This window comes from Photobacterium sanctipauli (genome assembly GCF_003026495.1).
GTDB classification, from domain to species: Bacteria; Pseudomonadota; Gammaproteobacteria; order Enterobacterales; family Vibrionaceae; genus Photobacterium; species Photobacterium sanctipauli.
In genome coordinates, this window is the sequence record NZ_PYMA01000011.1 from 161,590 (window position 1) to 176,309 (window position 14,720).

The 14,720-nt window shown below is 49.4% G+C and carries 12 protein-coding genes; 5 read left to right on the top strand and 7 right to left on the bottom strand.

Going from position 1 to position 14,720, the window contains the following annotated elements:
• Positions 1 to 47: 47 nt before the first annotated feature.
• The 3 genes from C9I98_RS17140 to C9I98_RS17150 form a co-directional block, all read right to left on the bottom strand.
• A complete protein-coding gene (locus tag C9I98_RS17140; protein WP_173424735.1) occupies positions 48 to 1,022 on the bottom strand; it encodes a nuclear transport factor 2 family protein in 975 nt (324 codons plus the stop codon).
• Positions 1,023 to 1,351: 329 nt separating this feature from the next.
• Positions 1,352 to 2,311 (bottom strand): LacI family DNA-binding transcriptional regulator, encoded by a 960-nt coding sequence (locus C9I98_RS17145; RefSeq protein ID WP_036832587.1) that lies wholly within the window; start codon positions 2,309 to 2,311, stop codon positions 1,352 to 1,354.
• Positions 2,312 to 2,376: 65 nt separating this feature from the next.
• The gene (locus C9I98_RS17150; RefSeq protein ID WP_036832589.1) at positions 2,377 to 3,117 is read right to left on the bottom strand and encodes an HpcH/HpaI aldolase family protein; all 741 of its coding nucleotides are present in this window, start codon (positions 3,115 to 3,117) and stop codon (positions 2,377 to 2,379) included.
• 364 nt (positions 3,118 to 3,481) lie between these two features.
• On the opposite strand from C9I98_RS17150, the gene hisD reads away from it, so the two are divergent.
• The 5 genes from hisD (at position 3,482) to C9I98_RS17175 (ending at position 8,889) form a co-directional block, all read left to right on the top strand.
• Positions 3,482 to 4,783, top strand: coding sequence for a histidinol dehydrogenase (hisD, locus tag C9I98_RS17155; protein ID WP_036832591.1), 1,302 nt, complete (start codon positions 3,482 to 3,484; stop codon positions 4,781 to 4,783).
• Positions 4,780 to 5,514 carry an SDR family NAD(P)-dependent oxidoreductase gene (locus C9I98_RS17160; protein ID WP_036832593.1) on the top strand — a complete coding sequence of 245 codons (735 nt, stop codon included), beginning with the start codon at positions 4,780 to 4,782 and terminating at the stop codon, positions 5,512 to 5,514. The genes hisD and C9I98_RS17160 overlap by 4 nt, the downstream gene beginning before the upstream one ends.
• 46 nt (positions 5,515 to 5,560) lie before the next feature.
• Positions 5,561 to 6,565: a cupin domain-containing protein gene (locus C9I98_RS17165; protein WP_036832595.1), complete on the top strand. Its 1,005-nt coding sequence runs from the start codon at positions 5,561 to 5,563 to the stop codon at positions 6,563 to 6,565.
• Positions 6,565 to 7,275 (top strand): alpha/beta fold hydrolase, encoded by a 711-nt coding sequence (locus tag C9I98_RS17170; RefSeq protein ID WP_036832598.1) that lies wholly within the window; start codon positions 6,565 to 6,567, stop codon positions 7,273 to 7,275. Before C9I98_RS17165 ends, C9I98_RS17170 begins: the two co-directional genes overlap by 1 nt.
• A 240-nt stretch (positions 7,276 to 7,515) precedes the next feature.
• On the top strand, positions 7,516 to 8,889 hold the full coding sequence (locus C9I98_RS17175) for a YjiH family protein (protein WP_036832600.1): 1,374 nt from the start codon (positions 7,516 to 7,518) through the stop codon (positions 8,887 to 8,889).
• A gap of 56 nt (positions 8,890 to 8,945) precedes the next feature.
• Here C9I98_RS17175 and C9I98_RS17180 read toward each other — a convergent pair whose 3' ends face one another.
• From C9I98_RS17180 to C9I98_RS17195, 4 genes are all read right to left on the bottom strand, one after another.
• Complete coding sequence (locus tag C9I98_RS17180) at positions 8,946 to 9,809, bottom strand: hypothetical protein (protein ID WP_051902746.1); 864 nt, start codon at positions 9,807 to 9,809, stop codon at positions 8,946 to 8,948.
• Between the two features lie 453 nt (positions 9,810 to 10,262).
• Complete coding sequence (locus C9I98_RS17185; protein ID WP_036832602.1) at positions 10,263 to 11,585, bottom strand: dicarboxylate/amino acid:cation symporter; 1,323 nt, start codon at positions 11,583 to 11,585, stop codon at positions 10,263 to 10,265.
• A 551-nt stretch (positions 11,586 to 12,136) separates the two neighbouring features.
• Positions 12,137 to 13,972 (bottom strand): V-type ATP synthase subunit A, encoded by a 1,836-nt coding sequence (locus tag C9I98_RS17190; RefSeq protein ID WP_211318328.1) that lies wholly within the window; start codon positions 13,970 to 13,972, stop codon positions 12,137 to 12,139.
• A 22-nt stretch (positions 13,973 to 13,994) separates the two neighbouring features.
• The gene (locus C9I98_RS17195; protein ID WP_036816450.1) at positions 13,995 to 14,675 is read right to left on the bottom strand and encodes a DUF2764 family protein; all 681 of its coding nucleotides are present in this window, start codon (positions 14,673 to 14,675) and stop codon (positions 13,995 to 13,997) included.
• Positions 14,676 to 14,720 lie beyond the last annotated feature (45 nt).

A 14,720-nucleotide genomic window follows, 5' to 3' on the forward strand; every position in this document is an offset into this window, starting at 1 on the left:
AGTCTTAAGGGCCATAAGCCCGGTTGATATTGAAATTGAATCGTTGATTAACCCTGCTGTAGCAGTATTTGTTTCCAAACCGCAGTTTGATCATAAAGGGTGAACTCACGGCGCAGCCCCCAAGGGCCAAATTCAGCGTGGCTGATCCCCATAACGTACACGTCAGCGCCGGTTGGCTTACCGAATGCACCGTAGCCTTCATGCTTGCCTTCTAGCGACCAGCGAATTGCGGCGCGAGGCGGCATCATCGGGTCATCGCGACCGATACGGTGGTGGACAGTAAACTTAGCGTTCGGGAATGCGGCTCTAAGTTGCATCCAAAATTGGTCTACCTCATTGTGTGACAGGGCAGCTGTTCCGCCCGGGTACTCAGCCATGCAAGCACGGTCGTAGTCATTGGCGACGGTTGAAAACTCCGCATTCATCAAGCGGCGAAGGATGTCTTCGTAACGACAGCCCCATTCATTGTCATTGCCAATGCCTAGGTACGGCCCCTCGATGTCTTGGGCTGGTGTGAACGGGAACGGGCTTTTTTCAATACCGCCTTCTCGCTCGATCAATTGGCGGGCGTATTCTTCCGAGCTCAGGCCGAGCTGCTTCGCAATCGCGCCTTGGTCGCGGATCAACCATTCGTCGTTGATTTGGTTATTGATAGCGTGGCAGTCGGCAATAATGCGATAGCGCAGTTTGGTGCCGCTTGCCTTGCCGTAAACACCGTTCCCAAGGTGGGTCGCAGTTGAAGTGATTCGGTGGGAAGAGAGCATGCCTTGCTCGGGTGAGCCACTCCAGATCACGTCTTCGCCAAATAGGGTACGGTCAGGAAATTCGGCGAGGGTGGCCATAGTCGCGCTGATCACATCTTTGTTGCCCTGCGAGATAGCGCTTGGCGAGCGAACAATAATATCTGGTGAGTAGTAGTCGTGAAGGGTGTGGAGTCCTCTGTCTTCCCAGATTTCTTTGGTGATCCCCAGAATGTAATCAGGAAAATCGCGCCAGCGTGGATCAAAGCCTGCCATGGCCATAAATAACCTCCTATTGGACTGATACGTTAATGAGTTGTTATCGTTTTTGGTTACGTATCCAAATTAGCTTATGTTGCAAATATGTCAATAAGCTGTTTTGGCTCTGTGTGAAATGCGTGCTGGGGATCAGATTTTTAACAATTGGTGCGTTTTTATGCAGAAAATGATTGCAATAAGAGATTGGTTCGAGATGTTTTATGTAATCGAGTGGGCTAGGAAGAGGAAAATATCAATACTAACAAGTGGTTAATAAAAAATGAGCCAGCGACATAATAGAAGCTGGCTCATTAAAAGCTCAAGAGGTAGGGCTGACAGTAATGAATAGTTATTTAGACCTGTGTACTACCACGCTCAATCAGCAAGCCTGGGTGCATGAGGTAATCGCCACTTGCTTCTTTCTCGTCTTGGATACGGGATAGCAGATCATCGACGGCAAGCTGGGTGATTTTATCCAGCGGTTGCTGGATAGTGGTCAGGCTGTAGCCGGGCCAGTTCGACATTGGGATATCGTCGACACCCATGACCGCGTAGTCCTTCGGCACATTCTTGCCAGCCTGGCGCAAGCCGTCAATCACCCCCAGCGCCAATATATCGTTGGCACAGAAAATGGCTTGCGGTTGATGGGGCTTGGCGAGGATCTCGTTGGCTGCTTGGAGGCCAGATTCGAAATTATAGTGGCATTGGATATAGTCCGCCGCAGGCAGCCCAAGCTCGCTAAGGCGCTTGGAAAAGCCCTTCCAGCGCTCTTCACTGGTCATCGAACCGGCATCACCACTGACGTAGATCATCCGCTCAAAGCCTTTGCCCGCAAGGTAGTCGGCTGCTTGGATCCCGGCATCTAAGTTGTCGAGGCCAACACAGTTGGCCGTGACGCCCTCTATGTAGCGGTTGATTAGGCTGAGGTGCACACCGAACTTTTCACATTGGGCAATGGCCCGGCTAGTGAGGCGGCTGGTGGCAATGATCAGGCCATCCACCTGATATTCGATAGCGCGGGAGATAGCCAAGTCCAAATCATCCTTATCGATAGGGCACAGCACGACTTGCCCGCCGCGTTTTTGGATGGCATTGGCTAGTTTACGGGTCTGCAAATCGTACATTGGGTTGCTTTCGCTATCGAGCGCGATAGCAACCAATCCAGAACGGTTGGAGATCAGGCTTCTGGCGATAGCGTTGGGGGTATAGCCCAACTTATTCGCCGCATCGAGCACCATTTGGCGTTTCTTCTCACTGATACTGGCCTTGGGGTTAAACGCCCTAGATACAGTAGATTGGGAAACGCCAAGCATCTTGGCGACATCAATTGATGTTACTTTGGCCTTAATAACGACCTCCTTATTATGAGCACTGTGCTTTATAGGGCAGCACGTTGCCGGTTAAATCCATCGATAATCATTTTATGCTCAGACGCTAATCCAAAGAAAGAGACACCCGCTTCTTTCCAGTCAGAAATTTGACTCGCATCTGCTACGAACATGCCTACTGGCTTGTTGTACTTTTTCGCAGCCGCTATCACCTTCAAGCTGGCCTCCCTAACAATATCGGCCTGCACAGAAGGCGCACCGTAGGCAACAGCCAGATCCACTTGGCCGATAAATAGGGCGTCGATGCCGTCAACCGCGGCAATAGCCTCGACATTGTCGACACCGGCAGGATCTTCTATCTGGGCAACAACCGTGGTTGTCGCTTGGCTGGTGGACAAGTGCTCCGCCATTGGCTTGGTCGCATAGTTGGCTGCGCGGGTTGAGCCGGCATAGCCACGACCATTTTCGCCATAGTGGCTACGCTTGACTATCTGCTCGGCTTGCTCGGCCGTGCAGACATGCGGCACTTGGATTCCCGTCGCACCGCAATCTAATGCATTGAGGATGGTCGATGGCTCGGCATCGGGGATCCGCACTAAGGTTGGGAGTCCTGATAAACGCGCAGTCATGATGCAGAGATCCAACGTCGCCCTGTCATAGGGCGAGTGCTCAGCATCAAGAATGAGAAAATCCAAGTTAGCTAGTGCTAGTACCTCAATGATATGTGGGTGAGGGGTCTTAACGAAAGTACCTAGTTGAACGGCTTGCTGAAGTTGTGATGAAAAGCGCATAACGGTTCCTTGTTGAGCTGATTTGAATTGGAAAGGTATGCAAAATAAATATCCGCAATTTAACTGATTGGCAACATCATTGAAGAAAATTTCCTTCATATGTGATGTGTAACCAAGCTGGAGAAATTGGTTTGATTGAATGGTGCCTTAATTAAAACTATTGAAAATCAATATGATATGGCTTTCTTGGTGATTTTGCTTAAATTTATGTTTGCGCAATGTAAATAAATTGTTTAATGTTAATTGCATTCGTAGTCATTTTGCTGATTAGGTTCGATGGTTGTGCGGCAAACTGGTACTAACGAATAAAAAATTTTCTATAAAAATGCATACGTAATCAAAAGTAAAGCAAGGAGAAGCATACATGGCTCGTTATCTGAAAGAAGGCATTACCGAAGAAGTTTCTGCATCCAATGACGCTAAAGTACGCGGCATTGTTGAAGGTATTCTTGAGAGTATTCAGGACCGCGGTGATGAGGCAGTACGTAAATTATCAGAAAAGTTTGATAATTGGTCTCCAGCCCAGTTCCGTCTATCAGAAGCGCAAATCCAAGCATGTATCGACAGCCTTGATGACGCGACACGCCACGATATTGAATTCGCCCAAGAGCAGGTGCGCAACTTTGCCCAAATCCAGCGCGATTCAATGCATGACGTTGAAGTCGAAACCCTACCTGGTGTCGTACTTGGACATAAAAATGTGCCAGTAAACAGTGTCGGTTGTTACATCCCAGGGGGTAAGTACCCGCTGGTAGCGTCAGCACACATGAGCGTGTTGACAGCGAAAGTGGCTGGCGTGAAGCGTGTTATTGCGTGTGCCCCTCCGTTCAATGGTGAGCCGAATACTGCGATTGTCGCGGCAATGGCAATGGCTGGCGCCGATGAGATTTACTGCTTTGGCGGTGTTCAGGCGGTGGGCGCAATGGCACTCGGCACGGAATCCATCTTACCTGTAGATATGATTGTTGGCCCGGGTAATGCCTTTGTTGCCGAAGCCAAGCGTCAGCTATTTGGCCGTGTTGGTATCGACTTGTTTGCCGGCCCAACAGAAACTTTGGTTATCGCTGATGAGGAAGGGTGCGACCCGGAGCTGGCTGCCGCAGATCTACTTGGCCAAGCAGAGCACGGCTATAACTCACCCGCTGTACTGTTGACGAATTCTGAATCTTTCGCGCAAGAGACTATCAAGGAAATCGAGCGCCAGTTAACTATCCTGCCAACCGCCGAAGTTGCCGGCAAGGCGTGGGAAGACTACGGCCAGGTCATTGTATGCGAGACATACGAAGAAATGGTTGAAGTTGCCGATGACATTGCCTCTGAGCATGTTCAGGTAATGACACGTGATCCACAGTACTTCTTAGACAATATGACCAACTATGGTGCCCTGTTCTTAGGTCGTGAAACCAACGTCTCTTATGGCGACAAGTGTATCGGTACCAACCATACCTTACCAACGAAGAAGGCGGCGCGTTATACCGGCGGCCTATGGGTTGGTAAGTTCATCAAAACCTGTACCTATCAGCGCGTAACGGCTGAAGCGTCACTGAAAGTGGGCGAATACTGTTCACGCCTGTGTGCACTGGAAGGCTTTGCCGGCCACAAGGAGCAAGCGGATATCCGTGTTCGCCGCTATAAAAAACTAGAAGAAGAGGGCGCGTTATCATGAGCAAACTTGCTTTGGTAACGGGCGGAAGTGGCGGCCTGGGGGCCGCCATTAGCCAGCATCTCGCCCAATCAGGTTACCAAGTTATCCTTACTTACAATGCCAATGCGGCGGCTGCCAGCCAAGTATTGGCATCGATGGCCGGGCAGGGACACCGAAGCTGCAAGCTGAATGTGGCTAATAGCGAAGAAATCCAGGCGTTGGCCGATCAGCTAAAAGCGGATGGTCAGGGGCTTGATTTATTGGTCAATTGCGCCGGAACCACTCAGTACGTTGCCCATAACGACTTGAACTCGCTGACCGATGAATTGATTGACCGTATCTTCAATGTGAATGTCAGGGCGCCTTTTGCCATGGTTCGCTCGATGCAACCCTTGCTCGAAATGAAGCAGGGCTGCGTGGTGAATATCACCTCTATTGCCGCCCAAACGGCGATGGGCAGCAATGTCGCTTACTGTGCCAGCAAAGCCGCGGTTGAAAACATGACCCGCTCTTTGGCAAGGACATTGGCACCCAAGGTGCGGGTGTTGGCCGTTGCGCCGGGCTTGGTAGATACCGAGTTTGTGAAAGGCTTGGATAGCCAATGGCGTGATCAGCAAGAGCAATCCACCCCGCTGAAACGATTAGCCAACGCCGAAGAAGTGGCCAAGGCCGTGGTCGTTGCTGCCGAACAAATGACATTTTCAACCGGGACCACCCTTGCCGTTGATGGCGGTCGTCCGCTAGGGGCGTAACCGGCCATTTTTCAGAGTCCAGCCCCGCTGTTTAAAGGAATAAAGCATGAGCTTACAACAAGAAATCAATAACCAACTTGTTCGATACATGGAATTAATCCCCGGTACTAGTGCTTTCATCGATGCACGCACACCGGGCAGCCATCTAAAAGATAATTTTTGTATCATCGGTGCTGGTGTTGCCGAAAGTAGCCGCCAGCATGTCCATATTCGCGATACTGCCGGGTTTAATATTGGCGCTGCAGGCCAACCACCGGGTATCAAGAACTCCTTGCACTCGCACCGCACCGCTGAGTTGTTTGTGGTATTCAAGGGGCAGTTCCGCCTCTATTGGGGCAATGAAGGCGAATACGATGCGGTGTTGTCAAAAGGGGATGTGATTTCTATTCCGACCAACCTGTTCCGTGGTTTTGAAGTTGTGGGGCGCGATTACGGCTTTATGTACTCGGTGCTTGGCGGCGACGATTCGGGTGGTGGCGTGATTTGGCACCCTGGCGTTATCACCGATAGCCAAGGCCATGGTCTTTACCTTAAAGCTGACGGCTCTTTGGCGGATACCCAAGCCGGTGATGCGGTGCCAACTCAAGAAGAATTGATGCCCTTGCTAACCGAGCAGGAAATGCAGCAGTTTGACACCTATACCGTTGAGCAAATGCTGCCATTTGTGGCGATGAGTAAAGATTACCGCCCGGTGGTGAATGATTTTGCTGGTGTCGACTATCAACAATATGCCCTGACGGGTAGCCCGTTGGCTGGCTATGATTTCCAGGTGAAGAGCCACGATGATGTCAGCATTCAGGCCTATAAGCTTGCGAACCAGACAGCCTTGCCGCTGCATAAGCGCAAAGAAAAGCAGGTGCTAATCAACTTTAGCGGTGATACCGAAGTTGAGGTTGTTCAAAATGGTGAAACGGCCAGCGTACTGCTGACCACCGGTGACGTGTTCAACGTACCGCTTGGCGCCGCGATTAGCCTGAAGAATGTGCGGGGTGAAAGCTTTACCTATTGCATTCTGGGTAGCGACCAACCGGAAAAGCCTGAGGTTGTGTAATGAGCCAATCTGTTCCGTTACTTTGGCTACCGGGGCTGCTGTGTGATCAGCAGCTCTTTGAGCCGGTCAATGATCTGCTGCCAAGTTATATCCAACCTCAGTGTGCCAGTTTGGATGTGGCTGATTCCATGCAGGCGTTGGCAAGAAAAGTGCTTGAGGAAGCCCCTGACACTTTCGTGCTTGGTGGCCTTTCTATGGGGGGGATCCTGGCCTTTGAGGTGTACCGCCAAGCGCCGGAAAGGGTGAAGGGGCTGATATTGCTCGACACCAATGCCGCCGACGAAAAGCCTGAGGTAACCGTCAAACGCGATGCCTTGGTTGATAGGGCGATTGCGGGGGAGTTTGCTGCCATCACGCCAGAAGTACTTATGCCTGTGCTTATTCATTCAGATCGGCTGAATGATAAAGAGCTAACGGCGACGATTAGCCAGATGGCGGAAAATGTGGGGATCGAGGCGTTTATTGCCCATGCAAAGGCATTGGCAACCCGGCCCGATGCAAGACCATTACTTGCTGATATCACCGTGCCGACCCTGGTGATTTGTGGGCGGGAAGATGCCCTTTGCCCTGTCACCAATCACTTGTTGATGGCCCAGCATGTCCCTGAAGTGAGCCTTCATGTCTTGGCGGGGTGTGGCCATTTATCCACCATGGAGTGCCCGCAAGCTGTTGCAAAACATATCGTTAATTGGTTTGAGATGGCTTTTTGAACCTAACTTAGATCTACCGAGTTTAGAGATTTTCATTGTTGTTGATTGCTCGTGTGTTTACGTCTATCCCTTTGCCCGCATTGTTGCGGGCTTTTTTGTAGTGATTAATCTGAATTAATATGCTTTTTACGTGATTTTTTTTGCTGTTTGCTATTGAGTCTGGTGCTTTTATCGATATAATCACCACAAAGAAAAGTTATTCACTATTTGTGAAAAGAAAATCATCTAGGGAGCAGTCAGATGAGCGATACACTTCTCGCACAAGAGAACCACAAAACCAGCCGGAATGTGCTGATGTTTGCAATTCCATCTCTATTGGGATTGTTTTTCTTCCTTGCGCCACTCACCATTGATGGCAACTTCACTTTCCCGCTGGCGTTGATGGCTAAAGGCTTCAAGGCGGTATTGGGTGAGGCTATCTTGCCGACAGTAACAGCCGTTATCTGTTTTTCTGCCTTAGCGTCTATTGGTGCAAGTCTATTCAAACCTGCTTTTGTGACTAAATCTGAGTTGCTAACGCGCTTGTTTATGCTGACTCCTGTGTGGTTGGTTATTCGTTCCCTAGGTGCGGTATTCACCCTTATCGCTCTACACCAAGTGGGCCCTGAGGTTATCTGGAACGGTAACACTGGTGGTTTGGTACTGAACGATCTGCTTCCTTCACTTTTCGTGACTTTCTTTTTCGCAGGTTTGCTACTGCCACTATTGCTTAACTTTGGCCTGCTAGAGCTATTGGGCACGATGCTGAGTAAGTTTATGCGTCCTGTGTTCCGTCTACCGGGTAGGGCTGCCATCGACTGTATTTCATCTTGGCTTGGTGACGGTACGGTAGGTGTTATCCTGACCAGTAAGCAGTACGAGCAGAAGAAATACACTGCACGTGAAGCTGCGGTAGTCGCGACAATGTTCTCACCGGTAGGTATCTCGTTCTCGCTAGTGGTACTGACACAAGTTGGCCTTCAGAACTACTTCGTTCCATTCTATGTCGCCATCTGTTTGTCTGGTGTGGTAGCTGCGATGGTGATTCAGTTCTTACCGCCACTATCTTACAAGAAAGACCTATACATCGACGGAACTAAGCCTAACCGTGACGATGAGCTAGTGCCTGAAGGCCAATCGGTAATGAGCTTTGGTATGCAGCTGGCGCTACAAAGAGCAAGCAAGGTGAAAAGCCTGGGCTCTGTGGCTAAAGAAGGTGTTCACAACGCGCTAGACATGGTGTTCTGTGTACTGCCTGTGGTAATGGCTATCGGTACTCTGGGTCTGATTGTTGCTGAAACCACACCGCTATTCTCGCTACTGGGTGCACCATTTGTACCGCTACTAGAGCTATTGAATGTTGCTGAAGCGCAAGCCGCTGCTCAAACAATGCTAGTTGGTTTCACCGATATGTATGTTCCGTCGATTATTGCTGCTTCAACAATCGATGCTGACATGACCAAGTTCGTTGTTGCTGCGCTTTCTGTGACTCAGCTAATCTTCATGTCGGAAACAGGTTCGGTCATCCTAAGTAGTAAGGTACCGGTGAACTTCCTTGAGCTGGTTGCCATCTTCCTACTAAGAACACTAGTTACACTGCCAATTATTGTTCTATTTGCTCACTGGATTTTCTAAACGATTTTCTTAATCTTTAAGCAACATCCTTACCTAACCCGCTAGGCTCCCATGGCCTAGCGGGTTAATAAATGAATCACCTTCTTCTCTTCTTGCAATTCATGCATTCTTAGCTCCGGCATCTTGATAGATATCTCCCCACCAATTTGGCTAAGTACATTATCGAAAAACTGAAATAGCACGTCTGATACCTGCAGCGAGAATACATACAGTTCGTCCTTGATCTTGAATTCGTCGGGGTGGTCTAAATCGATGGCCTCAAATTGTTCATTAAGCTCTTCGAGGATCTGCGGTTCAATGACTTCGCTATAGGGCAGGGCAATCTGCTTGAGTCGTCGTTGTAGTATTTGCAGGTGTAGATTCAATTCTCGCTGCATGGTCTCGCTGTCACATGCGTAGTTGTGAATGGTATAGCGGAAACGGCTGAGGCTATCGATAGCATTTAAGGTTACAGGCCATACCGATTGATATTGGCGGAAAACCTCGTCCTTGTCGGCGGAAATGAGGCTTTGGGTGATGGTGTCGTCGATAAGATAAAGTACATGGCGTATCGTTTTGCCATGCAGCGTTTGGTTGCGCTGGATAGAGTAGCCCGGCCATTCATCGAGCAGGCGCGATACGCGCTTCATCAGTATACGGTACATCGGCTTATGGTTTTGCTCTGCTTGGCTGAGCAAGGTTCGGATCAGTGCCTGAATCGCCATTGACTCGGCCAGCATCGATTGGGGGTGTTCAGCCGAGCTTTCGCATAGCCGCTGGTGGGATTGGCGTCGGTGAAAGCGCAGCAAATGGATAAGTTGACGCAGGCCAATGATTTGGTTGAATCGTCTTTCGAGCAACTGCTTTCTTTGCTTGAGATGGTATGCCCAGACACCAATGACACTGAGTGCGATCAGGATAGAAACGAAAAGATAAAGCATATGGCCTCCGTGACGCAATTAAGGTCGATAGGGATCAATATGCAACACCTGTTCCAGTGGTTATTATGGTGGGATTTAATATTTATTGATTAAATTCAGATTCTTACGTTGGGTGTGTTTCGTGTCTAGGGAGGGTTGAACCATTGTGGTGCATCAGGATGTACCTAAACGGTGCAAATCCTTTTGTTCTGGGGGCAGAAGGCCAGCGGCATGTAAACCATGTCCCCGGTCTGTAAAGGCGGAAAACTGTTGCTCTTCCTTTTGGAACAAGCTCTTGCTCCTCCCCTTTTCAAGGCCGGGAGGGGTTACCCGCCGAACCTTAAAGCGAACACCCAACAGTAGCTATCTGGCACAGCGCCTAAAGCATCAACGACTAGCTTTAGAGCAACAAAAAAGGCTCCGAAGAGCCTTTATTTAGCGTGACTAGGAAGCGTCATCAATGATGACTTGAACTTAGTCGTACGAAGGTGTGCTGCGTGTTGGGTTAAGGTGAACCTCTTCTTCCTTCGCGCCAGCTTGTGGGTCGTTGAAACGGTCGATATCCATTTCACCTTCAGTTTTCGCTACGATACAGGTTACACAGCTGTCACCGGTAATGTTAACCGCAGTACGGATCATATCCAGAAGACGGTCAACACCCATGATAAGTGCAATACCTTCAACTGGTAGGCCAACTTGGTTCAGTACCATCGCCAGCATGATCAAACCTACGCCCGGTACGCCCGCGGTACCAACAGAAGCTAGCGTAGCCGTCACGATAACCGCCATGTAGTCGCCCATGGTCAAGTCGATATTGAATGCCTGAGCAATGAACGCGGTCGCCACACCCTGCATGATGGCTGTACCATCCATGTTGATGGTGGCGCCTAGCGGTACGGTGAAAGAAGCAATCTTGTTCTTAACACCAAGGCGCTTGGTAGCCGTTTCCATGGTAACTGGAATCGTTGCGTTTGAAGAAGCCGTTGAGAAGGCGAACATGATCGCGTCTTCCATCTTCTTCAGGAACATCTTAGGGCTAAGACCAGTGAAGATCTTAAATAGTGAACCGTATACCACAATACCGTGCAGTAGCAGGGTACCGCTGAGAACTAGGAAGTAGCCTAGTAGGTTGAAAATCGCATCAAGACCTAGACCGGTGAATAGTTTCGCCATCAAGAAGAACACACCGAATGGGGCGATGTTCATTAGTAGCGTAACCAGCTTCATGATCACTTCGTTCAGGTCAGCGAAGACACCCGCAATGCGCTCGCCTGCGGCGCCAGCCATGCTGATGGCAACACCGAATAGCACAGCAAACACAATGATCTGTAGTGTGTTGCCCTGAGCCATTGAGCTGATTGGGTTAGTTGGGAACATATCAATGATGACTTGTCCCAATGACGGGGCTTCTTTGGCAGCGAAAGTGGTTGCTGCAGAAAGGTCAGCACCGGCACCTGGTTGGAATAGGTTACCCATTAGAAGGGCTAGGGTAATCGCAATTGCCGTTGTGGTTAGGTAGAACGCAAGGGTTTTACCGCCTAGGCGACCAAGTGTACTGATGTCCTTCAGTGTACTTGTACCGCAAACCAGCGACACAAATACCAGTGGTACAACAAGCATTTTCAAGCTGGCAATGAAGATTGCACCACCAACTTCAAACAGGCCATTCACCAAATATTCGTGAACAAAAGAGTCTTCAGAAAAAAGGGAACGAATAATGAATCCTGTCAGTATGCCCAATACCATACCGAGAATAACTCGGCCGGTAAGAGACATTTTTTTCACTTGTGCTTGCATGAAATAACACTCCTTATAATTATTCACTCTGTTAATCGTTCATCAGAGTGCGGAGCAGGTTAACAGCACTTTAGGTGTTAACGCGAAGTAAAATGCTGTTCAAAACTCAAAGCTATGTTTTAGATCACACTTTCAGTTCCAGAATGATGTTCTGAAAACACAAAAATTAACTGTAATTTAACGTGCATCGTAAATATAGCCTGTTTTTTATACCAAGGTTTCGTCTTAAGCGAAAATAAGCTGCGTTTTTACCGAGTTTGTAGCTATTTTATCGGGTCGATAAAAATGGCTGTTAACATGTTTCTGAGAAGTGTTTTTGACTGTTTTGGCACTTTTGTGAGGTTATGTAATCAGTTGGTTATTGGTGGCTAAATGGGGGTTGGCGCAAGCGCGTATTTTCCTGCAGATTTTTGAGTGAATAGAAATGTAGTATTTTTGAAATGAACCGATTTGGTTACCTTAATCGACTATTGCGAGTGAGTTTCTCTAGTATATTGAATATAAACAAAAAAAGGAGCCAAGTGGCTCCTTTTGAGTGATGTGGGGTACGCTTAATCGGCAGGGCTCAATGTGTCTTCAAGCAGCATGTCAATGCGCTGGATATAATCGTTGTACTCGGCAGAGTTTTCTTTCGCGTAATGGAAGTTACGGAAGAAACGCGTCATTGATGTGAAGAATTTACGTACTTCCGCTTTGTCATTAAAACGATACTCTGTACGCACCACGTCGACCACTTTTCCGAAGATAAATTGCTGGCGGTCGAAACCGCACGATGCATCGACCGCATCGAAGGCATCTTGCTGCAGGTAAACCATATCAACCAGCAATGCTTTTTGGTAAGTAATATAGTCATCGATAGAGATACCTTCTTCACCGGTAACCTGCATCATTTTACCGATGCTGTCGCCCGTGACGATAAGCTGTTTCATCTCTTTGATCATCGGCACCCATTCAGGGCTGATGTTTTCAGCGTACCAAGGCTCAAGCTGATCAAGGTAGCGAGACCAAGAAATCAGGGGATCGATAGCCGGGTAGAATCGCTTGTATGCACGCTCATAAGACAGGCCGAGGAAGGTCTTCACCGTACTTAGTGTCGATTGGGTCACTGGCTCTTCAAAGTTACCGCCCGCTGGCGATACCGAACCAATCATGGTTAATGAACCGTTGTCGCCATCTTCGTTGTTGATCACGCCACAACGCTCATAAACCCCTTTGATGGATGAGTCGAGGTAAGCTGGGAAGCCTTCTTCGCCCGGGATCTCTTCAAGGCGGTTAGAGGTTTCACGCATGGCCTGTGCCCAACGCGAGGTTGAGTCGGCCAGTACCAGTACGTTGTAACCCATCTGGCGATAGTATTCACCCAGCGTTAGGCCGGTATAAATAGAGGCTTCACGGGCTGCAACCGGCATCGACGAGGTGTTGCAGATAATCACTGTACGGTCGATGAGGGTACCGCCGTGTTTTGGATCGGGCAGGTGCGGGAATTCTTCGATGGTTTCCACCACCTCACCGGCACGCTCACCACACGCAACAACAATGACGATATCCGCATCGCAGTAGCGTGAGATACCATGCTGAAGTACGGTTTTACCCGAGCCGAATGGGCCCGGCACACAACCCGTACCGCCGCGGGCAATCGGGAAGAAGGTATCGATAGTACGGGTGGTGGTCACCAACGGCTCCGATGGGAACTCACGCGTCGTTTTACCTTTAACAGATAGGGTATTGGCAATAGACTGACGTACTGGCCATTTCTGGACCATGGTCAAGTTGTGCTCTTTACCTTTTGAATCGGTAATGTGGGCAACAACGGTATCCACGGTAAAGCTACCTTCTTGGATCCAGGTTACTTCCACTTCGCCTTTAATGTGGAACGGCACCATGATCTGGTGCGTGAAGCGGCCTTCCTGCACGCTACCTAGCGATTGGCCGGCACGGAGCTTGTCGCCTTGGCGGACTTTGGCTGTGAAGGCCCAGGTTTCGGCTTTGTCCAGTGCGTCAACGTGCATGCCGCGTTTAAGGAACTTACCGTGGATCTGAGCCAGTCGCTCAAGCGGCTGCTGCAGGCCATCGTAGATTTGGGACAGGATGCCCGGGCCCAAATCAACAGTGAGCATTTCGCCGGTTTGGATGATGTCGTCACCAACCGCAACGCCACGGGTGTCTTCGTAGACTTGGATATCAGCGCTATCGCCGTTGACACGCAGCACTTCAGCCATCAATTGCTCGTCGGCACCTTCGGTTTGTTTACGGCTTGGCACCACATAAACCACTTCGTTTTTGATCAGTGCGCCCTTCATATCAGGGTTGAGACGAATTTTTAGGGTATCACCAATAACTGCTGTTACGTGTGCAGTCGGTGTTTTATTAGTCATTTCAGTGCTCATTGAACAACCTGTTTAATTTGTCTTAATCTGGCAGATTTGTGGCGAAGTCGCCCAGTGCATCTTCTACAAGCTTGTCGAACCGCTCGATGGCCACTTCGCTGTCGTAAGTCGTCCATCGGAATACGAGGTTCCAGCGGAGCAAGTAGATCACCACAGCTTCAAAGCTGAAGCGTTGCTTGCTACCGATGCGGTCCAGTTCATGCCATACTGCGCTAAGTAATTCTTTTTCAAGCGCAAGGCTTTGATCGTTTTCCATGTACCTTGCGACATCGGGTAGCCACGGAAAGGTAAACTGCAGGTTGAAATACGGAATATTCCAGTTGCGACGGATAAACTCATAGCGAGTACCGAAGCTCCAGCGCGGTTCGGACGGGGCTTGTTGACCCGCCTTTTTGCGGCGCAGTGCAGCAACGACTGTGCGCATATCGAGACGCCAATCAATTAGCTCACGTAAAACCTGACTTTTCACTTCGCTCCGGGTGCGGGTCGCGAACTTAATCAACTCGGCATCATCGGCTTCGTCTTTGGCTTGATCCCAGTGCATTAATCTTTCGATTTTGCCCAGCAGCTTTCTTTCCTCGAAAGACAAGCTACTCAGGCGGCGCTCTAGTTGGTAACGTGAAACGGGTGTTACCTTGCTGTCAAAGAGTGAGTCGATATGCGGCAGCGAAGTCAAAAGGCTGTGGTAAGCTTTGTCAGACATTTTCGCTCCTTGTTAAAGGAAAGGCAGGGCAACCCTGCCTTTTTA

Excerpts from the sequence above, each read along its gene's own strand:
- C9I98_RS17140 (WP_173424735.1), bottom strand. The coding sequence starts at position 1,022 with ATGGCCATGGCAGGCTTTGATCCACGCTGGCGCGATTTTCCTGATTAC.
- C9I98_RS17190 (WP_211318328.1), bottom strand. The coding sequence starts at position 13,972 with ATGAGCACTGAAATGACTAATAAAACACCGACTGCACACGTAACAGCA.
- C9I98_RS17160 (WP_036832593.1), top strand. The coding sequence starts at position 4,780 with ATGAGCAAACTTGCTTTGGTAACGGGCGGAAGTGGCGGCCTGGGGGCC.
- C9I98_RS17175 (WP_036832600.1), top strand. The coding sequence starts at position 7,516 with ATGAGCGATACACTTCTCGCACAAGAGAACCACAAAACCAGCCGGAAT.
- hisD (WP_036832591.1), top strand. The coding sequence starts at position 3,482 with ATGGCTCGTTATCTGAAAGAAGGCATTACCGAAGAAGTTTCTGCATCC.
- C9I98_RS17195 (WP_036816450.1), bottom strand. The coding sequence starts at position 14,675 with ATGTCTGACAAAGCTTACCACAGCCTTTTGACTTCGCTGCCGCATATC.
- C9I98_RS17185 (WP_036832602.1), bottom strand. The coding sequence starts at position 11,585 with ATGCAAGCACAAGTGAAAAAAATGTCTCTTACCGGCCGAGTTATTCTC.
- C9I98_RS17170 (WP_036832598.1), top strand. The coding sequence starts at position 6,565 with ATGAGCCAATCTGTTCCGTTACTTTGGCTACCGGGGCTGCTGTGTGAT.
- C9I98_RS17150 (WP_036832589.1), bottom strand. The coding sequence starts at position 3,117 with ATGCGCTTTTCATCACAACTTCAGCAAGCCGTTCAACTAGGTACTTTC.
- C9I98_RS17145 (WP_036832587.1), bottom strand. The coding sequence starts at position 2,311 with ATGCTTGGCGTTTCCCAATCTACTGTATCTAGGGCGTTTAACCCCAAG.
- C9I98_RS17180 (WP_051902746.1), bottom strand. The coding sequence starts at position 9,809 with ATGCTTTATCTTTTCGTTTCTATCCTGATCGCACTCAGTGTCATTGGT.
- C9I98_RS17165 (WP_036832595.1), top strand. The coding sequence starts at position 5,561 with ATGAGCTTACAACAAGAAATCAATAACCAACTTGTTCGATACATGGAA.